This window comes from Pseudoalteromonas sp. SR43-5 (assembly GCF_014163835.1).
In the GTDB taxonomy this organism is placed as follows: domain Bacteria; phylum Pseudomonadota; class Gammaproteobacteria; order Enterobacterales; family Alteromonadaceae; genus Pseudoalteromonas; species Pseudoalteromonas distincta.
This window is the reverse complement of record NZ_JACJEA010000025.1, coordinates 43,959-64,114: the sequence shown is the minus strand read 5'-3', so window position 1 is coordinate 64,114 and position 20,156 is coordinate 43,959. Positions and strand designations below refer to the sequence as shown.

Genomic DNA, 20,156 nt, shown 5'->3' with positions numbered 1-20,156 from the left:
ATTTAAGTTTATTTAAGTTTATTTAAGGGGCGTTTTTAAATAAATTACACCGCAATTAATATGCCTTTGCAATTTAAAAATAAGCATTACTAATTAGAGTTCTTTTTCATTCTTAACTTGAGGATCAGCGCTTTCATATTTATTGCCATTACACTCAACGTTAAAGATTAAGCATACAGAGCCATTATTTTCATCTGTGTCGGTAATGATAATTGTGTGGCCGTTGTCACTTACTTTATAGCTGAAGTCTTGGGCGCATGGTTTTTGTGTGTCGATATTGGTGATAGTAGCGCCAGTAAATACGAAACCATTTTGAATTGTGGCGTCGTCTAAATTGTAGTTGCCAGCGGTTTCAGTTCTTACAACACCACCGCCAGTAGCGGGTTCGCCATTTTTTGTATAGCTAAAAATAGCTTCACCGTTGTTAAGTTCAATATTTACTTGAAAGTCGACATTTTCTAGGGTGTTATTCATATCATTTCCTTTATGAGTAATTATAGTTGGAAGTTCGTAATGCCTAATTTAACTAGGCTTGTTTTTATTTCTGATATCTCGTCTTCTCTGTTTAAACAGGTATAAGCTTGTACTAGTGGGTATGTTATTTTTACGCTCTGACTTATTTTTGCAGCTTCAGAAATTGCTTTGATAGCACTTAAGCAAAATTGCTCTCGCTGTTTATTAGTTGTAGCTAAGTTTGCTTTGATTAAGTTTATTCTTGTATATAATAAGTAATCACCAGTTTTAGTTAGGCTGGCTAATTGATGTTTGTAGTTTTCATTATTCTCAAGCTCAGTTAATAACTCCTGCGCTTTGAGTGGTGATTGTCTATTTATAAAATATTGAATCAGTGTAATTTGTGTATTAATAGTGCTGGTATTTTTAAAATTTTGAGATTTTAAAAAATTAATTATTTTTTCAATTGTTGAGTCAGTAGCTTCATCAGTAGATAGCATTAGTGAATGTGCTAAAGAGCGATAATACATAAGCTGAAATTTATTGTTTTTTGGATCTTGTACTAAAGCTTCATTGATAACTTGATTAGCCAAGCTGGCTTTTTTATGGGCCATCCGTTTATCACTCAAATAGCTCAGTAAATAACTTTGTTGCATATATAGGTTTGCTGACGTGTAAAAAAGGCTTGCATCACGAGGGTAGTCAGCAATCAATTTTGTGATTACGTCAACTGCACCTTCCAATATATTAACTGCTTCATTAAAGTTACTTAGCTTCTCTTCTGTTTTTGCAAGCCAACTAATCGTATCGGATTTATCTCGAAGTAAATCTTTGTTATTAGGTTTCAGTTTAAGCGCTTTATTTTTAAGTAAAAGTGACTCTGCAAAGTTCTTTTTTGCAGCGCTGTAGTTGGATTTTTCTATGTATAAAGAACCTAAAGAATTAGATGAATACGATAATTCTATAATGGAGTTAAAATCATTGGCTGCCAGCGCATACATTTTTTTACTGTAAGCGTGGTATTTTTTAAACATTTGCTCAGTAGCTTGATGATCATTTTGATCATAAGCTAATTGACCAAGCCAAAAGGCATTGGCACCTGCAAGCGTTAGTAGCTCTAAGTTATTAGGCTGTATTTTTAATAATGCCTCAAGGCGGGTGCGGGCGTTTTCAAAGGCGGTAAAGGCTTCATCAGTTTTACCTCGGGAATAAGCTACTTCACCCATTGCTTCGAGGGTTTGTGCGTACTGAAAACGGTTGTTAAATTGTGCTTTATTATCGCTAAAGCTAAAAAGTGAACTTGAATCGTCAGTTTGATTAGTAAAATACTCAAGTGCTTTATTACTAATACCATCAAGTAAGTCCATACGTTCAACGCTACGTAATTTATCGGCAAAGTCGCCGACCATAAACCCTAGTAAGCTTTCGGCCTCAAGCTGCTTGTTTTGCGCATGCTGTTGGGCTTTAAAACTAATGAAGCTCATCAATAACGCGGTAAATGTAAGTAAGCACAATAAAGCAACGGTCACTCGTTTTGCTCTTATTTTTGTTTTTATTTTGTTTACAGAGCTTTTGATAAGAGCATGCTCGTTATCATCTAATTTAAACAGTTTGTCGTTAAGTAATAGCTGCGCTTCTTGTAGTGGTTTACCTGGCGCTAGGAGGTAAGCACTACTTTTGCCTTCATCTACCCAATTTCGTGTTTGATGTTGTAAACGACTTTTTATTGCTAAGGCATCTTTATGGTCATTAATCCATTGTTTTGCGCGCGGCCATTGACGCAATAATGCCTCGTGAGCAAGACTAAAACAGGCTTCTTGGTTTTGTAAATGCGATACAAATAAACGGCTATCGACCATGGCTTGCACAAGCTCTTTTTGACTTGTGTTGGTTAATGTTTGCCAGCGGGCAGCGCGGCTCGTAATGGTTTTACCATCTGGGTTTAAAGTGATCAGTTGTGATAATACGCTTTTTAGTTGCTGCTGTTGCTCATTACTAAGGTCAATAAATATATCTTCTGCTTTTTTGCCTATGGCGCCCTCAATACCCCCGAGTTTTTTGTAAACACTGTGCAGTAGCTCGTTATTATCACTGCGCTGTAAGTACAGCTCTTGCAATGTGTATTGCAGCATGGGCAATGCATCGGGGTTATTGGCGGTATCGGCGCACAATATTTCATCCAGTGGTGTTTGAGTTTGTGGGTCATTGGAGAACGTTAAATTAGCGGTTAACGCTGGCAGGCGAATAATTTGTTGGAGTTCTTGGCGGTTTGGCGGTGTTAAATCGTAGTGCGCGCCATGAGCTTTGCCTGCCATTAAACTTGGTTGTTCAACAACTAAAGGGTAAAAGTCGTTACGACACGCACTAAATACAATCACGGCTTTAGAGATTGCTAAGCGCTCAATAACCGACAAAAAATGGCTGCGTGTTTCGCTACTAAATATAGGAGAAGAAAGCAGTACTTCTAAGCGGTCAATAAATAAAAATAACTGGGGTGTTTTAAGTTGTGTAGAGGCTTTACTAAGTGCAGCTTGTATGGCGTTAATTACGCCATCTATTGCCAATTCTAGTTGCTCTGCAAGTGTTTGCGCGCTTAATCCTTCAAACACAGGCTGGTCGTTTATATCCCAATCAAGTAATGCAGAAGCTAAGTCTAGAAAAAGTCTATTTTTATGCACATCTGCAAAGTCGATCTGGGTGTAGGAAATAACACCGATGCCATTATAGCCTCGCTCATCTAGCAGTTTTGGTAAAATTCCAGCATTAACAAGCGAGGATTTACCTGTACCACTAGGGCCAAGTATTAAGCAAAAAGCACGACCGTAATTTACCTGGCTAGATATCCTTTCCAGCAGGGTAGCTATAGATTGGGTACGGCCAAAAAAAACGTGGGTATCATTTGGGTTATATGCACGCAGGCCTAAGAAAGGGGATCCTCCCTGCCATGTACTTTTAGTGCTTGGGATAGGATCTGCTAACGGAAAAGATAATTTTGCAATAATGCGGTAGCCACGTTTACGGATAGTTTCAATATAATGTGGTTCATTGGCTTTATCACCGAGCGCTTTTCTTAGCTGAGTGATAGTTTTATGTAATGGATTATCGCCAATATCAGTATTTTTCCAGCATTTATTGAGCAATTCATCGCTGCTTACAATGTCGCCATTTTGTTGACACAAATGCAATAAAACTTCCATCGCTTTGGGCTCTAACTGTTTGGCTTTACCAGTGAGTTGAATTGAGTTAGTTGAAGGTGTTACTTGCCAATCGCCTAGGTAGAAGGGGTTGCGCATCATCATTACTCATTATTGTTTTTTTATTATTAAAATTAAGTGCGTATTGATATTTATTAACACTATTTATATGGCAAATAAATCTATAACACAACTATTTGAGTTTATTCTGAGCAGAGGGGGTAGGAAAGGATGAGCTTGCAGATATGCAAGCTCAAAATAAAAATAAATTAGCTTTCTAGGTCGGCTTTGTTAATTGTAATGACGCGTTGAGGGAATGGAATTTCAATATCAGCGTTATTAATTGCTTTATAAACACCACCGTTAATAGCCAGTTTGGTTTCGATAATTTTAGTAGTAGGCACCCAATATCGGTAGCTTATTGTAACACCGCTATCGGCGAAGCGTTCAATACCCACTTGTGATAACGGATTTTGTGCGACTAATTCATGTGCTTTAAGTACGTCTTCAATGAGGCTAATCGCGTTATCAGAGCAAGCACTATAGGCTATGTCTATTTCACCTTTGACCAATGAGTAACTAAATGAGTTATGAAGTATTTCACCCACTATGTGCTTATTTGGAATGGTGATTTCTACTTTTTCTTCATTGATTAAAATAGTGTAGCCAAGCTCAATTGTTTTAACTTGGCCGCTCACATTTTTAACTTCAATAGTATCACCAACAACAAAAGGTCGCGTGGCTATAATGGCAAGGCCTGCACCATAATTAGAAAGCATTCCTTGCAGCGCTAAACCAGCACCTAAAGATGCAGCACCAATGGCTGCTACAAATGGCGTAACGCTAATACCTATTTTGCCAAGTGCAATAATTATAACCATTACAATGAGCAGTACTTTTACCACGCTACTGACAAAGTTTGTGAGCGTAATATCAACGTTATGACGGGTCATTAACGCGGCTACAAATTTGGCAAGCTTTTGTGCTATCCACAAACCAATGAGGACGATAAAAATAGCGCCAACAATTTGCATACTGTAGGTAACCATATACTCAGTAAGCATGGTGTAATATTTTTCAAACTGTTCGATTTCAGAACTGATCATAAAGCGCTCTAAGTTAGGGCTATGTTGTATTTTTCCAACTATAGCAAAATGTTGACTAAAAATGGATATAACAGCGGCACTATAATCGCTGTTAATAAAGCACTTAGTGCCATTGCAACTGATGAGTAAGCGCCTACTTTTGGATGCTCAGCAATAGCAGCAGCGGTCCCAATTGCATGGCAAGCTGTGCCCATGGCAACGCCTTGAGATTCGTGATTAAAAATATTAATGAGTTTAAAAAGCATAAAACCAAATAAAGCGCCTAGTAAACCAATAAAAATAACTAAAGCCGCAGCAAGTGAGCTAATCCCTCCTAACGAGTCAGTAACAATTAAAGATATTGGGGTCGTCACACTGAGTGCGGCAACAGATGCACTTAGCTGTGCAGGTGCGTTAAATAATATGCTTAGCAAAAATGCCACAACGGTTGCGTTAACAATGCCTAAGCTACATGTTGCGACTATGAGTAATAGATTTTTTCGTACGTGTGTAAACTGCTGATATAAAGGAAGCGCTAGAGCCACAATTGCGGGCTCTAATAACCAGCTTAGTAATTTGCTGTGCGTGGCAAATTGCGTATAAGGCAAATTTAGATTAACGAGTAATAAAGCAATAATACTAATACTTAAAAATACGGGGTTGGTGAGCGATTTAAATACGCTGCTTTTTATACTTTGGTTTACGGCCCTTAGCGCTAAAAATAATACAATAATAAAAGGAATACTTAGCCACCATAAATTAGGTTGTAGCTCTGAAATAGCGGAAAAAGTAAGATTAGTCATTATTTTCTTTTCCCTTAAAGTACGCAATTACACTGCTAACAAGCAATAAGGTACTTATAGGAACAAGCACCACAACTGAGGCTAAAAATGCCCAGTGCGATTTTATAAGGCCGAGATGTTCAATAAATCCCACACCCGCTGGAATGAAAAAGATAGGCATAATATTTAAAATAGGGGAGGCGCATGGTTTTACATGTTGCTCTTTTACAATACCCGATAAGAGTAAAACTAATAAAATAACCATAGCGAGTAACGGTGCAGGAAAGCTTCCACCAATAAAGTGCATAATGAGTTTAGCGCTGGCTAAACATAGTAAAATAATAGCGCTACTGAGCAGATATTTCATCAAAGTGGCTCACAGAAAAGATAAGAGCTTAACTTTAACAAATCAAACTCTTTTATGCATTGTGCAATAGTCTACCAATGCTTTGTATTTACGTAGGTTATATCCGCTTTTCCTTTTCCTTTTGCTTTAGCAATTGCTTTTTTAGTGTTTGGGTTTAGCAATAAGCGAATTTGGCTGAAGGTTTCTTTAGCGAGTATTTTTCGTTGGTTTGGTTTATAGCTAAGTTGTGTAACACGTTTAATAGCAGCAAGCGTATCGGGTGAGCGCTCAAGTAATGTATTGAGCATGTTTTGCGTGGCTTGTTGAGTATCATCGGTAAGCTGAGTAACTAAACCTAGCTCATTTGCTTGTTGTGCTGTGATTGGGTTTGCGTGGCTTGCAAGCCAAAGTGCTTGGTCACGCTTAACTAAACCGCTCATCATTACATTGGCGCCCATATCGGGGCACAAGCCCCAACGCGCTTCCATAATGGCAAGCTTGGCATCAATATGAACAATCCTGTAATCGGCACCCAGCGCTATTTGTAAACCACCCCCTAAACAGTTGCCATCAATTTGTGCAATAACAGGCACGCTCAGTGACTGCCAGCCTAATACTACTTTTTGCGCTAAGTTTTGATTGCCAGGTAACCATTTAAGCAATAATTTTATAATATTCAATGGTGCCGCCATTACGGCTGATATATCAAGCCCTGCACAAAAATGCTCGCCATCGCCTTTTATTACTACAGCACGAATACTGCGGTCTCTTTTTATGTTTTTAATGGCTTTGTTTAGCTCTACAAACATTTCAAAGCTTAATGCGTTTTGTTTTTTTGCTCTGCTAAGCGTGACGGTTGCAATGCCATTTTGTTTTTCTAGTTTTATCATTACACACTCCTCTGACCTGTTAGTTGAGCTTATGTTGTTATAAGAATTAAGTAAAGTGACGGTATTTTTTAAATAAATGGAATTTATTGCTAAAGCTGTAGTCTTAAAGGGTTAGATTTAGATGAGAAGAAGCTAAACAATTAGAACTTGAGATAATAAAATTTTTTACGTTGTTATTTTAAGCTTAAATTAAAAAAGTAATCTTGATATTCAATGGGTTAGTTAAATTGTTATTTACTGTTTGAGTTGTATGCTGAATAAAGCATGACTCAGTTACAAAAAAGTCAGTGTTTTACGCTTTTTTTTATCAAAATGATGATGAGATTTGATAATATAGCGCAACTTAAAAGCTTAAGGTTAAGCACATATGTCGGGTCCACGTTTATATACGGTAGAAGAAGCTACTCACCAAGCTTATGATATTTTTTTAGAGCTAGCGCCAAATAACTTGAGTGATAAAGATGTTGAAGACTTTAATGAGTTTAGAGAAGACCTAGGCTTTATCGAAGAAGACGAGCCAGACGATCAGTGGCAAGATTTTGTTGCCCTTGAGATAGAGCCAGAGCACTTTATTCAGGTGCTAGTTGGTTTAGAATTTGAAAATGATGATGTTTTGTTTGCTAAAATTTTGATTAGTCGTGATAAAGATGCTCCGTTTTGTCATATTTTATGGAAAGAGAGTGAATAAGCAATACCGCTTATTTTTATAATTGTGTGCAGAGAGAGTGTTGTGCGTAAGTATTTATTTTTAATTTTTTTAATAATTAGCTGCCCAAGTTGGGCTGTTGATCCATTTGAAGATTTTCATGAATATGGCAAGCTCTCTGATGAAGAAATTCATGAGTTACACAAAGGTGATATGCTTTACGGTGATACTGAATTTGGTTTTATTCTAAGTAAAGGTAACACCAATTCGACCAGTTTTAAGCTCAAAGGTAATTTATACCAAGATTTTGAAAAGTGGCGTAACCAATTTAAAATAGACTCTCTTTATAAGCGTGATGAAAACGATGAAAGCGGTGGCACTGATGTTACAGCTAATCGTATTTTTGTATCAGCGCAAGGTAACTATAAAGTAGGTGTTAAAAACTCCTCATTTTTTATTTACGGTGATTACGAAGAAGATGAGTTTAGTGGACTTGATTTTAAAAGCACGGTGGCGACAGGCTATGGTGCGCGTGTATATCAAGGCTCTAAAAACAAAGTAGATATTGATATAGGACCTGGTTTATACCGTTCAGTCGCCGATGAAGATTCGGATGTGAGCGAAGATGAAATTGATAAAACCGGTTATTTAGTACGTGTAGCAATGCAGTGGGAACGCTTGGTTTCTAAGCGCACTCGTTTTAATCAAGATGTGAGTATAGAGCAGTCGCTTTCAGGTCTTAATTCTCGCTTAAAATCGGAAACCGCACTGATAAGCCAAGTGATTGGCGCGGTATCACTCAAATTTACCTACATGTATCGTTATAATTCAAAACCCGAAGATGATAAACTCAAGTTTGACTCAGAGCTGAGTGCTACATTGGTATACAGCTTTTAAGTATTTATTTAATTTAGAGAATATTATGTATCAGCATAAACAGTATGCGGTGTTTATCTTTTTTGTATTAGCGTGGATTGGCGGTTTTGTGGCGCTTGCGTGGAACTTGTTAGGCGCTGATGGACCTTTAATAATATTTACTGGGATTTTAGTGCTGGTGGGCTTTTTGTTCCATGGCCTAACAGTAAAAGTAGATGATAAAAATATTAGCTGGGCGTTTGGTCCAGGCGTTGCTGGGCAAAGTATTGAGCTTAGCGAAGTAGTAGAAGCAAAAGCAGTTCAAAACTCTTACAGGCACGGTATTGGTATGCGAATTACTCATGATGGTTGGGTATATACAGTATCTGGCTTTAGTGCAATACAGTTAACGCTCAAAGATGGCACCTTGTATAGAGTTGGTACAAACGATCAAAAAGGTTTACTAGCTGCTTTAAAAGAAAAAAACGTATCAATCGCGCTGCCTAGTAAGCCAAAAGCTGAAACGGTTAAGCGTAACAATATGATATAAAAAAAGCGCCTTAGGCGCTTTTTTATTTGTTTAGCAGTACATTAGTGGTCGTGACCACACCCACCTTCGCCATGTACGTGGCCGTGAGTTAATTCATCTTCTGTCGCATCACGTACTTCTAGTATTTCTACATCAAAGTTAAGTGTTATACCTGCAAGTGGGTTATTACCATCTACAATCACTTCTTCATCTTGGATATCGATGATCATTACTGATTGGTCACCATCATCTGTTGATGCACGAAATTGCATGCCAACTTCAATTTCCATACCTTCAAACATTGATTTAGGTACTGCTTGCATTAGGTTTTCGTGGCGCTCGCCGTAACCTTCTTCAGGTTCAACCTTTACGCTAAGCGTGTCGCCTGGTTGCTTGCCCAGCAAAGCATTTTCTAGGCCTGAAATTAAATAGCCTGTGCCAATGATAAAGTGTAGTGGCTCACCACCGAACGAGTTATCAATGCTATTGCCATCATTATCCATTACTGAATAATGCATTTTTATCACTTTGTTTGCCGCAACGATCATAGTCATTCCTATTTATTCATCTTCAAGAGAGTAGGGTAGAGGCAGAATGCTTAGCTCCACCTGAGGTGTGTGTTTTGCACGAAGTACCTGAGTTACATCAGTATCGTTTGGCAACACAACGAGGCCTGTTAATTTATTTGTTTGCTCATCAAAGCTTTGTGCAATAAGTTTACCTGCACGGCGCCAATTTTCGCCTAATTGGGTTTCTAAATCAGGCTCTGAAAGAATCCCTTCGCTTTGCCCTGAAACGATATACATTGCACGTTTATTTTTACCAAGGTACTTCATACGGGCTACTGTTTCTTGACCGGTATAACACCCTTTTTTGAAACTTATACCGCCAATAGCATGTAGGTTTACCATTTGAGGAACGTACTCGCCAATTGCATCTGCACTTAGCTGAGGCTCACCGGCAAGCATCGCTGCTTGTTGCCAAGGGGCTTCGTTATCAAGTGTGGATACGTTATCAGGCATGCTAAATTGGTTATCAACCATTATTAAAACACGGTTATCAGCTAATTTTAGCGCTTTACCATTCGTAAAATCACACGCGCTTGCATCGCCTTCAAAGCTAATATCAAGTTGTGCCAGTACATCCGATAAATCATCACCAATTAAACCAATTAAACGCTTTGAGCATTCAGTAATATCAACTTTTGCAAATACAGCGTATTTTTTAAGTTCAGCTAATGATTTTTCAACTTCAGCTTGGCTACCCGCAAGGTAGTAGTTATCTTGGTAAGAAAATAATTTAAATACACCCCAAAGTTTACCTTTGGCGCTGCAATGGCCAGCCCACAAATAATTACTGCTGGTTAATTTATTTAGATCTTGAGTGATTTGTCCGTGCAAATAAGATAATTTATCAGCACCGCAGAGGCTAATAAGTTGATGAGATAACGGACATGCATAAACGCTCGACATAAAAACCTTCTTTGCAATATAAATGAAGTGACATAATAACGCAGTTGTTACGTATGGTACAGACAAGCGCCTATTGGTGCGGGTTTATTATTTAATGAGAGATTAATAGCTGCTAAATAGGCTTGTGTTTGTTAAACTCGAGTCAATTAAGTATGAGGTTTAAAATGGTTGAAATTCATAGTAAAGCACGTATTCGTTGGGCTTGTCGTCGTGGCATGTTAGAGCTAGATGTTTTGTTTATGCCGTTTGTAGAAGAAGCATACGACTCTTTGAGCGCAGAGCAACAGGCTATCTTTCAGCGTTTGCTAACAGAAGAAGACCCTGACTTATTTGCATGGTTTATGGGTCATGAAGAATGTAAAGACGAGCAGTTAAACGGTATGGTTTCGCTGATCTTAGACCGAGTTCGTGTATAGGTTTACGGTTACAAATAATAAAGCTGACCACAAACCAATTGTGGTCTTTTTTTGTATGCTCAGTTTTATATTATGTTTATTTTTAGATTCACTATTAGCCATGCTTTTTTGTTTAATACTAAATGCACTAGCTGGCTTGATAATGTGGCGCAAAGTATTAGCAATTCACCCAAATGAGGGAATTATAATATTAGAACCCAAGTTATTTAGATTTGAGGGCGAGAGCTTAAAAATTCAGGGTGAAATAAGTAACAAAAGCCGATTTTATGGTAATAATATATGGCTTCATATTAAAGGTTTTAGTAACAACCATTGGCTTATAATTTCAGCCAATGGCGTTAATGAGCAAAGTTATGCGCGTCTAAAACGTGCCACTGTCGGCGCAATTAATTGCGTTTTGGAGTCAAAATAGTCGGCGTTGGGTTTTCACTTTGTTCAGGGTAATCAATAGTGTAATGCAAGCCTCTGCTTTCTTTTCGCTCCATAGCACTTCTAATAATTAGCTCTGATACTTGCACTAAATTACGAAGCTCAAGTAAGTTGTTACTTACTCTAAAGTTTGCATAGTAATCGTGTATTTCTTGCTGTAGCAACTCAACTCTATGCAGTGCTCGTTCTAAGCGTTTAGTAGAGCGTACAATACCTACATAATCCCACATAAATAAACGTAGTTCATGCCAGTTATGGGTAATAACAATTTCTTCATCTGAGTTACTAACACGGCTCTCATCCCAATGAGGAAGCGCTATCGGCTCTGGTGCATGTTCAATTTTACTTAAAATATCTTTAGCTGCAGCGTGGGCAAATACAATGCACTCTAATAGTGAATTACTTGCCATACGGTTTGCACCATGTAAGCCTGTGTAAGCAACTTCACCTACAGCATATAAGTTATCGAGATCTGTTTTGCCGTTAAAGTCAGTCATTACACCACCACAGGTGTAATGCGCAGCAGGCACAACTGGGATTGCTTCTTTCGTTATATCGAGGCCTACACTTAAGCATTTTGCGTAAATAGTAGGAAAGTGCTCAATAATAAAGTCTTTATCTTTGTGGCTAATATCTAAATAAACACAATTGGCGCCTAAGCGCTTCATTTCAAAATCGATTGCGCGTGCCACTATATCGCGTGGAGCAAGCTCTTCACGGCTATCAAAGTCTTTCATAAAACGAGTGCCATCTGGGCGCTTTAAATAAGCCCCTTCACCGCGCATGGCTTCTGTAATTAAAAAGTTTTGTAGCTCTGGATGATAAAGACTTGTTGGATGAAATTGATTAAATTCCATGTTGGCAACTTTACAACCTGCACGCCAAGCCATTGCAATACCATCACCACTTGATACGTCTGGATTGGATGTATATAAATACACTTTACTTGCACCACCGGTTGCAAGAGCAACAAATTTAGCTGAGATGGTTTCTACCTTTTTAGCTTTTTTGTTCCACACATACATGCCTTCAATGTGTGAGCCTGTTTTTCCGGCGCTTTTATCTGTGATTAAATCAATGGCGTTGTATTGCTCTAAAAGCGTTATATTTTTATGAATTTTAACTTGGCTGATAAGTGTTGTTTGCACCGCTTTGCCTGTTGCATCGGCTGCATGCAATATACGACGATGGCTGTGACCACCTTCACGTGTTAAGTGAAAACGCTCTTTTCCTTTGCTATCAAACTCCATATCAAAGGGTACGCCTTGGTCGATTAACCACTGTAGGCAATCGTGGGCATTGCTGGCGGTATAATGAACAGCGTCTCTATCGCATAAACCGCCGCCTGCATCGAGTGTATCTTCAACATGAGATTCTATGCTGTCGTTTTGTTTATCAAATACAGCAGCTATACCGCCTTGGGCATACAAAGTAGAACCTTCGGTAAGCGCTCCTTTACTGATCACGGTAACGTTACAATAATTAGCTAGAGATAATGCAAGTGATAAGCCTGCTGCGCCGCTACCTATAATAGCGACATCTGCAATGTGATGTTTATTTTGGTTCATGTCAGAGGTACTTTGCGGTTACAATGCTCATATAGAGCAATATTTGTTTTTAATATCTGTAGTTGTATCATATTTGTCATACTACTACGTAGTGATTTTAAAGGCTTAGCGCCGTTATTATCATCTATTTTATAAAAAAATAATATTAAGCAGAACTTTTTATTCATAAAGAGGTCAGAGTATTTGTGAACAATGACGACAATATGAATAACAAGCAAAAATCAGACATAGGAGTACCGGCTCGAATGAGCGAGCAGGAATTAGATTTAGTGCTAGTAAAAAGGGTCCAGCAAGGAGATAAAAACGCCTTCAACCTATTAGTAAAGAAGTATCAAAACAAAATTGCAGGTTTGATCTCACGTTATGTATCTAACCAAGGCGATATTGCAGATGTAGCACAAGAAGCTTTTATTAAAGCTTACCGTGCACTTCCTAACTTTAGAGGTGACAGCGCCTTTTACACGTGGTTATACCGTATTGCCGTTAATTGTGCTAAAAATTACTTAGTAGCCCAGGGGCGTAAGCCGCCAGCAAATGATATAGACGCTGAAGATGCCGAATTTTATGATTGTGCAGATTCAATGCGATCGAATGCATCTCCTGAAAACCTACTTTTAAGCGAAGAAGTACGCGCTGTTATTTTTAATACGATTGATAGTTTGCCTGAAGATCTTAAAACCGCAATCACCCTTAGAGAAATAGAAGGGATGAGCTATGAAGAAATAGCAGTGGTAATGGATTGCCCAGTCGGGACTGTGCGTTCGCGTATATTTCGTGCCCGTGAAGCAATAGATAACAAATTAAACCCATTAATAGGCGAGTCTTAGTATGACAAAAGCACACCTTAACAAGTTAGATAACGAAGCGTTATCGGCATTACTTGATGGCGAGCAACATCTAAATGATGCAAAAATTGCAGAGCAAGATGTAACTACGTTTGGCCGTTATGCGTTAATTGGTGATGCGATGCGTGCTCAAAAAAATAATAACGACATACATATTGATATTAGCGATCGCGTTGCATTAGCACTAGAAAGCGAGCCTGTTTATGCTGACTTTAGTCAGTCAAAAACACAGCCTCAAGCAATCACTGAAACAGTACAAGATAATAAAGTAGTCGCTTTTAATTGGCGCAAACCAGTTGCTCAATTAGCTATTGCAGCAAGTGTAGCGATGTTTGCTATTGTGGGCGTTAATACGCTTCCTCAAAGTAACAATGAGCAGCAAAGTGAAATTCCATTACTGCAAACCACACCGCTAGCAGGTATGGCCTCGCCAGTAAGTTATTCGTCTGAGCCTGCGCTTGAAAATGCTGAGCAAGGTTTACGTGAACTACAGCAACAACGTATTGGTGCGTTAGTTCTTGAGCATCAACGCCAAGCACGAGTTGCGAATTCTTTAGAAACAGCGCAAACTAATACCAAAGCGTCTGAGGAAAAAAACTAATTAAATGAAAGTAATCACTTTTGTTCTGTCGTTGGTAGTAAGCTTTAATGCATTTGCCAACGACACAAATCCTGCCAAAGATTTATTACTCAAAATGGCTAATGCCGTTCACACCCGTAATTTTGACGCCTCGTTTGTGGTTGTCAAAGGTAAAACAATGGAACCCTACCGATGGGTGCATGCTTTACAAGGTGACACCGAACTTGAGCATTTAAGTTTACTTAACGGTGCTGGGCTTGAAATGGTCCGTATCGATAATCAAGTTACTTATTTTGAACCTCAGTCTGAACCATATTCTCTAAAAACAGATTCAATAGCAGGTCCAATCCCTGAAGTACTATTTAAAGATATAGATCGCTTAAGTGCGCACTATGATTTTGTACTAGGCGGCAAAGGGCGTATTGCAGGGCGCGCAGCGCAACTTGTTCGCATAGAATCTAAAGACGAGTATAAATATAATTACTGGATTTGGTTAGATATGGAATCGTCGTTGTTACTAAAAGCCGCGTACGTTAACCATGAAGGTGAAGCCTTAGAGCAATTACAGCTTACACATATTAGTGTGACAGAGCAGCCAGCCGGTATGCTAGTTGAAGTGCTCAATCGAAACTTTCCAACGCCTTTGCCAAACAATGCACTTATAGATGAAGATAGTACTGCCACTAATTGGAAAATCAGTTGGTTACCTGATGGCTTTGAGTTGCTAAAATCAGACAGACATAAGCTCGATTTAAATAACGAATTAACAGATTATTACTTGTTCTCTGATGGTTTTGTTGAGGTTTCTGTATTTATTCAGCGCCCATTACCAGGTAAGCGTTTAAGTGGAGCTCTCACTTCTGGTGCAACGACAGTATATGTGCATAATGGCGGTAATTTTGATGTATCGGTTGTTGGTAATGTACCGAGCATGACCGCAAAAGCGATTGCAGAGTCAGTTACCCGCGCACTATAGACGATTCCGTAAGGATTGTTATGATTGAACAAACCCTCACTGTTGTGGCCCTCGATGGCCACATTGCTCATTTAGAAGCACAGCAAAAACAAGCTTGTGAAGGCTGCAATGGTCGTTGCGGCTCACAAGTGTTTAGTAAATTATTTGGCACTGCAAAAAAAACCTTTCCTTATAAATTTGAATCCTCAGTAGAAATAGGGCAAAAGGTCACTTTGTCACTAGATGATAGTCATGTCGTTAAGCATGCTTTTGCGGTTTACATGCTACCGCTCCTTTTGAGTCTTGTTTTTGCATTTGTTGCGGCGCAATTGTTTATAGCTTCCGAAGGCTGGCAGATTTTAGCTGCTGCTCTAGGTGGCGTTACTGGCTTTTTTATAGCTAAAACTCGCGTGAAATCTCTAAAGCACGATATAAAAGTTATAAAAATTCACCCAATTAGTATCCCTTTAACTCAAATAGATGGTGATTGACGCCAATTAAATGTAAAATTGCCGTTTTATACCAAAGTAACTTGGAAATACAGGGAACCGTGGTTTTTTAAATTATTTTATCTGGCTGAATTATTTAAGTTAAGTAAATATAACTTATTGTTATTCAATACATAAAATGGTTGTAACCCATCTTAAAAAGCGTAAGTACAGTTTGTTATATACAAATTTAGCTTATGGCATCCTAAAGCAAGTATTTTCAAGTCACTTAGGTATTCATATTTAGTCCATTAAAATAGAAGTATAGAATCCAGTTTATGAAGCATATCCGTAATTTTTCGATCATCGCCCATATTGACCATGGTAAATCGACCCTTTCAGATCGTTTGATCCAAGTTTGTGGCGGTTTAACCGACCGTGAAATGCAAAAACAAGTTTTGGATTCAATGGATATTGAGCGCGAACGTGGTATTACCATTAAAGCGCAAAGTGTAACGTTGAATTACAAAGCGAACGACGGCGAAACCTACCAACTTAATTTCATTGATACTCCAGGACACGTTGATTTTACGTATGAAGTTTCACGATCTTTAGCTGCTTGTGAAGGCGCGTTGCTTGTTGTTGATGCAGGCCAAGGCGTTGAAGCACAAACACTAGCTAACTGTTACACCGCTATTGAAATGGAATTAGAAGTAATTCCAGTACTTAATAAAATCGATTTACCGCAAGCGGATCCTTTACGTGTTGCAGAAGAAATTGAAGAGATTATTGGTATTGATGCCCTTGATGCAGTGCAGTGTAGCGCTAAAACAGGTGTAGGTATTGCCGAAGTTCTTGAAATGATTGTTAAAGATGTACCGCCGCCAGTAGGCGACAAAGATGCACCTTTACAAGCACTTATTATCGATTCTTGGTTTGACCCATACCAAGGCGTTGTATCACTAGTGCGTATTAAGCACGGTGAATTACGCACTGGCGACAAAATAAAAATAATGTCGAACGAGCATATACATACTGCCGACCAAGTAGGTGTGTTTACACCTAAGCAAACCAACACCGGTATTTTAAGAACAGGTGAAGTAGGGTTTGTTATTGCTGGTATTAAAGAGATACATGGTGCGCCAGTAGGTGACACTATTACTCATCAAAAAAATGCAGCTCCACTTCGCTTACCTGGCTTTCAAAAAATTAAGCCTCAGGTTTATGCGGGTATGTTCCCAATTGCATCCGATGAGTATGAATCGTTCCGTGATGCACTTAATAAATTAAGCTTAAACGATGCGTCGTTATTCTTTGAACCAGAGAATTCAACTGCACTAGGTTTTGGTTTCCGCTGTGGCTTTTTAGGTATGCTACACATGGAAATCATTCAAGAGCGTTTAGAGCGTGAATACGATATTGATTTAATTACAACAGCACCTACGGTAATCTATGAGATAGTTACTAAAGAAGGTACATTTCAGATTGATAATCCATCTGATTTGCCTGCAGTAAACGATATTGTAGAGATTCGAGAGCCGATTGTTGAAGCTAATATTTTGGTACCACAAGAATACCTAGGTAACGTTATTACTTTGTGTATTGAAAAACGTGGTAGCCAAACAAAAATGACTTATCACGGAAAGCAAGTAGCTGTAACGTACGAGCTACCTATGGCTGAAGTGGTGATGGATTTCTTTGATAAATTAAAATCAACTAGCCGTGGTTTTGCGTCGCTTGATTATAACTTTAAACACTTTCAAACATCAGATATGGTGCGTGTTGATATTTTAATCAATGGTGAGCGCGTTGACGCACTTGCGATAATTGTTCACAGAGATGGTGCACAGTCTCGTGGTCGCCAGTTAGCTGATGCGTTAAAAGAGCTTATCCCACGTCAAATGTTTGATATAGCGATTCAAGCTGCTATCGGACAACATGTTATTGCCCGTACCACGGTAAAACAATTACGTAAAAACGTAATTGCTAAGTGTTACGGTGGTGATGTGAGCCGTAAGAAAAAGCTACTTAAAAAGCAAAAAGATGGTAAAAAACGTATGAAGCAAGTAGGTAATGTTGAAGTGCCTCAAGAAGCGTTTTTAGCTATTTTAAAAGTTGGCAAATAAAAACAAAGGATTATAAATGGCTGGTTATTTTTCAGTTTTATTGGTGTTATTAACTTTAGGCTCAGGCTTAATATGGTTAATAGATCACTTAATGTACGCCCCAAAAAGGCAGGAGCGCTTAGCGATAGCGCAAACGTCTGCTGGAGCTCCGTTAGATGAAGAAACTGCGGCATTAATTGCACCAGAACCAGTACTAACAGAAACAGCAAAGTCGATTTTCCCGATGATTGCAGCAATTACTATTTTTAGATCATTTATCTTTGAACCGTTTCAAATTCCATCCGGTTCAATGATGCCTACATTATTAGTAGGTGATTTTATTTTAGTACAAAAGTATTCATATGGAATAAAAGACCCTGTTTGGCGTACTCAATTAGTTGATATTGGGCAGCCTGAGCGTGGTGATATTGTTGTTTTTAAATACCCTTTAGATGAAAATGTTGACTATATTAAACGTACAATTGGTTTACCTGGCGATAAAATTGTTTATCGCGATAAACGTTTATATATTCAGCCAAATTGTAAAGAAGGCGAAACCCAGCAGGGTGAGCTTTTATGTAATGAATTCAATAAAATTGATTTTAAACTAATTAATGATAACGAATTTAAACAAGGCCCAATGCCTCTAGCTCGTGTAAATGAAAATTTAACAACAGTTACGCATGATATATTAATCAACCCACAAGCGCCTGAGAGAAAAGGGCGTTACTACCAGCAACCGGGCACGCCTTCTGATGAATGGACTGTTCCTGCTGATCATTATTTTATGATGGGTGATAACCGCGACAACAGCCAAGATGGTCGCTTTTGGGGCTTTGTACCAAAAGAAAACTTGGTGGGTAAAGCTGTCTTTATATGGATGAGTTTTGAATTTGAGAATGGCCCTGATGATATTTTACCAGGATGGGTTCCAACTGGTGTTCGCTTTGAGCGCCTAGGTAATATTCAGTAACGATGAAAAAAAATGTAACAGAATTATATAAAAAAATTGGCTATGAATTTGCCGATCAAGGTTTACTTGAGCAAGCAATGACGCACCGCAGCCACAAAGGCCAGCATAATGAGCGACTAGAATTTTTAGGCGACTCTATTTTAAGCTTTGTGATTGCCAATGCACTTTATGCCAAATTTCCTAAAGCGCGTGAAGGCGATTTAAGCCGCATGCGCTCAACGCTTGTGCGTGGTCAAACACTTGCCGAGTTTGGTCTTGAATTTGGCCTAGGCGATTATTTACGCTTAGGGCCGGGCGAGCTTAAAAGTGGCGGATTCCGTCGCGAGTCAACGCTTGCTGATGCAGTAGAAGCTATTATTGGCGCTGCATTTTTAGATTCAGGTATTGATAGCTGTGGCGATCTTATATTGTCATGGTACGAATCACGATTAGATGCTATTTCACCAGGGCTTAACCAAAAAGATCCGAAGACCCTGCTGCAAGAGTATTTACAAGCCCGTAAATTATCTTTACCGGGTTACACTGTGGTTGATACCAAAGGCCAAGCACACAATCAAACATTCACGGTCGAATGTATTGTTGATGGAATGGATAGCATAATTTCTGTAGGTAGCTCGCGCCGTAAAGCCGAACAAAAAGCTGCTGAAAAAGCATTGAAGATACTTAAAAATGAACCTTGATACCCTAATACAGCCTCATGAAGGTGATGTAGATACGTTTTGTGGAATGGTTGCTATTGTAGGGCGCCCAAACGTAGGTAAGTCGACTTTGCTTAATGAAATTATTGAGCAAAAAGTGAGTATTACCTCACGTAAACCACAAACCACGCGTCATCGTATTATGGGTATTCATACCGAAGATAAACACCAAGCGGTATACATAGATACACCAGGTCTACACGTTGAAGAAAAACGTGCGATTAACCGTTTAATGAACCGTGCCGCGTCTAGTTCTATCGGCGATGTTGAGCTTATTATTTTTGTAGTTGAGGGCACTCATTGGAATGCCGATGACGACATGGTACTTAATAAAGTATCGCAAAGTGGTAAGCCGGTATTATTGGTTATTAATAAAATAGACCAAGTTAAAGACCGTGACCTTGTGTTGCCTCATATGAAGTGGTTAAGTGACAAGTTTGATTTTGTTGGAATTATGCCAGTATCGGCAACGCAAGGTAAAAATGTTGATTTAATCAAAGCAGAAGTAACTAAACGCTTACCTCCTTGCGAATTTTACTTTCCGGAAGATTATGTAACTGACCGTTCAATGCGCTTTATGGCAGCTGAAGTAATTCGTGAAAAACTAATGCGTTTTATGGGCGAAGAATTGCCGTATTCTGTAACTGTTGAAATTGAGCAGTTTAAATGGCAAGACAACGGTATTTGGCATATCAACGGGTTGATTCTTGTTGAGCGCGAAACACAAAAACGCATGGTTATTGGTAATAAAGGCGAAAAGCTAAAAACCATTGGTCGTGAAGCCCGTAAAGACATAGAAGAAATGCTTGATAACAAAGTATTCTTAGAGCTTTGGGTTAAAGTTAAGTCGGGTTGGGCTGACGATGAACGTGCACTAAGAAGCTTAGGTTACAGTGAAGACTAGACC

Annotated in this window: 22 protein-coding genes; 13 read left to right on the top strand and 9 right to left on the bottom strand. The window is 38.7% G+C overall.

The window, feature by feature from the left end:
• Positions 1–93 precede the first annotated feature (93 nt).
• The 6 genes from H5090_RS15040 to H5090_RS15015 form a co-directional block, all read right to left on the bottom strand.
• On the bottom strand, positions 94–474 hold the full coding sequence (locus H5090_RS15040; protein WP_165723569.1) for a DP-EP family protein: 381 nt from the start codon (positions 472–474) through the stop codon (positions 94–96).
• Positions 475–494: 20 nt separating this feature from the next.
• Entirely contained in the window at positions 495–3,749 is a 3,255-nt protein-coding gene (locus H5090_RS15035) for a winged helix-turn-helix domain-containing protein (protein ID WP_182696109.1), read from the bottom strand.
• Positions 3,750–3,916: 167 nt separating this feature from the next.
• The gene (locus H5090_RS15030) at positions 3,917–4,753 is read right to left on the bottom strand and encodes a mechanosensitive ion channel family protein (protein WP_002958733.1); all 837 of its coding nucleotides are present in this window, start codon (positions 4,751–4,753) and stop codon (positions 3,917–3,919) included.
• A gap of 38 nt (positions 4,754–4,791) precedes the next feature.
• Entirely contained in the window at positions 4,792–5,535 is a 744-nt protein-coding gene (locus tag H5090_RS15025; RefSeq protein WP_182696108.1) for an LrgB family protein, read from the bottom strand.
• Positions 5,528–5,881: a CidA/LrgA family protein gene (locus H5090_RS15020; RefSeq protein ID WP_182696107.1), complete on the bottom strand. Its 354-nt coding sequence runs from the start codon at positions 5,879–5,881 to the stop codon at positions 5,528–5,530. The genes H5090_RS15025 and H5090_RS15020 overlap by 8 nt, the downstream gene beginning before the upstream one ends.
• A 71-nt stretch (positions 5,882–5,952) precedes the next feature.
• Positions 5,953–6,750: a crotonase/enoyl-CoA hydratase family protein gene (locus H5090_RS15015; RefSeq protein WP_182696106.1), complete on the bottom strand. Its 798-nt coding sequence runs from the start codon at positions 6,748–6,750 to the stop codon at positions 5,953–5,955.
• 367 nt (positions 6,751–7,117) lie between these two features.
• On the opposite strand from H5090_RS15015, the gene H5090_RS15010 reads away from it, so the two are divergent.
• From H5090_RS15010 to H5090_RS15000, 3 genes are read left to right on the top strand one after another with little or no spacing between them, the layout of a single operon-like run.
• Positions 7,118–7,438, top strand: a complete 321-nt coding sequence (locus tag H5090_RS15010; RefSeq protein ID WP_002958729.1) for an HI1450 family dsDNA-mimic protein — start codon at positions 7,118–7,120, stop codon at positions 7,436–7,438.
• 42 nt (positions 7,439–7,480) lie between these two features.
• Entirely contained in the window at positions 7,481–8,293 is an 813-nt protein-coding gene (locus tag H5090_RS15005; RefSeq protein ID WP_024597159.1) for a DUF481 domain-containing protein, read from the top strand.
• Between the two features lie 25 nt (positions 8,294–8,318).
• Positions 8,319–8,801, top strand: a complete 483-nt coding sequence (locus H5090_RS15000) for a hypothetical protein (RefSeq protein ID WP_165723566.1) — start codon at positions 8,319–8,321, stop codon at positions 8,799–8,801.
• A 41-nt stretch (positions 8,802–8,842) separates the two neighbouring features.
• Here H5090_RS15000 and H5090_RS14995 read toward each other — a convergent pair whose 3' ends face one another.
• A complete protein-coding gene (locus H5090_RS14995) occupies positions 8,843–9,328 on the bottom strand; it encodes a peptidylprolyl isomerase (protein ID WP_182696105.1) in 486 nt (161 codons plus the stop codon).
• Positions 9,329–9,340: 12 nt separating this feature from the next.
• Positions 9,341–10,252, bottom strand: a complete 912-nt coding sequence (locus H5090_RS14990; protein ID WP_182696104.1) for a folate-binding protein YgfZ — start codon at positions 10,250–10,252, stop codon at positions 9,341–9,343.
• 164 nt (positions 10,253–10,416) lie between these two features.
• Here H5090_RS14990 and H5090_RS14985 point away from each other — a divergent pair, with 164 nt between their 5' ends.
• Complete coding sequence (locus tag H5090_RS14985; RefSeq protein WP_002958724.1) at positions 10,417–10,668, top strand: succinate dehydrogenase assembly factor 2; 252 nt, start codon at positions 10,417–10,419, stop codon at positions 10,666–10,668.
• Positions 10,669–10,723: 55 nt separating this feature from the next.
• Positions 10,724–11,080: a hypothetical protein gene (locus H5090_RS20910; protein ID WP_024597157.1), complete on the top strand. Its 357-nt coding sequence runs from the start codon at positions 10,724–10,726 to the stop codon at positions 11,078–11,080.
• On the opposite strand, the gene nadB is transcribed toward H5090_RS20910, so the two are convergent.
• On the bottom strand, positions 11,055–12,665 hold the full coding sequence (nadB, locus tag H5090_RS14980; RefSeq protein ID WP_154903488.1) for an L-aspartate oxidase: 1,611 nt from the start codon (positions 12,663–12,665) through the stop codon (positions 11,055–11,057). The genes H5090_RS20910 and nadB overlap by 26 nt on opposite strands.
• A 245-nt stretch (positions 12,666–12,910) precedes the next feature.
• On the opposite strand from nadB, the gene rpoE reads away from it, so the two are divergent.
• The 8 genes from rpoE to era all read left to right on the top strand — a co-directional run bounded on the left by rpoE (position 12,911) and on the right by era (position 20,153).
• Positions 12,911–13,492: an RNA polymerase sigma factor RpoE gene (gene rpoE, locus H5090_RS14975; protein WP_002958721.1), complete on the top strand. Its 582-nt coding sequence runs from the start codon at positions 12,911–12,913 to the stop codon at positions 13,490–13,492.
• A gap of 1 nt (position 13,493) precedes the next feature.
• Positions 13,494–14,111, top strand: a complete 618-nt coding sequence (locus tag H5090_RS14970; protein WP_039484802.1) for a sigma-E factor negative regulatory protein — start codon at positions 13,494–13,496, stop codon at positions 14,109–14,111.
• 4 nt (positions 14,112–14,115) lie between these two features.
• On the top strand, positions 14,116–15,066 hold the full coding sequence (locus H5090_RS14965) for a MucB/RseB C-terminal domain-containing protein (protein WP_182696103.1): 951 nt from the start codon (positions 14,116–14,118) through the stop codon (positions 15,064–15,066).
• A 20-nt stretch (positions 15,067–15,086) separates the two neighbouring features.
• Positions 15,087–15,536: a SoxR reducing system RseC family protein gene (locus tag H5090_RS14960; protein WP_024594973.1), complete on the top strand. Its 450-nt coding sequence runs from the start codon at positions 15,087–15,089 to the stop codon at positions 15,534–15,536.
• Between the two features lie 275 nt (positions 15,537–15,811).
• Positions 15,812–17,599, top strand: a complete 1,788-nt coding sequence (gene lepA / locus H5090_RS14955; RefSeq protein WP_002958717.1) for a translation elongation factor 4 — start codon at positions 15,812–15,814, stop codon at positions 17,597–17,599.
• 16 nt (positions 17,600–17,615) lie between these two features.
• The gene (lepB, locus tag H5090_RS14950) at positions 17,616–18,551 is read left to right on the top strand and encodes a signal peptidase I (RefSeq protein WP_002958716.1); all 936 of its coding nucleotides are present in this window, start codon (positions 17,616–17,618) and stop codon (positions 18,549–18,551) included.
• 2 nt (positions 18,552–18,553) lie between these two features.
• Positions 18,554–19,231, top strand: coding sequence for a ribonuclease III (rnc, locus tag H5090_RS14945; protein WP_002958715.1), 678 nt, complete (start codon positions 18,554–18,556; stop codon positions 19,229–19,231).
• Positions 19,221–20,153: a GTPase Era gene (gene era / locus H5090_RS14940; protein WP_182696102.1), complete on the top strand. Its 933-nt coding sequence runs from the start codon at positions 19,221–19,223 to the stop codon at positions 20,151–20,153. Before rnc ends, era begins: the two co-directional genes overlap by 11 nt.
• The last annotated feature ends 3 nt before the right edge of the window (positions 20,154–20,156 follow it).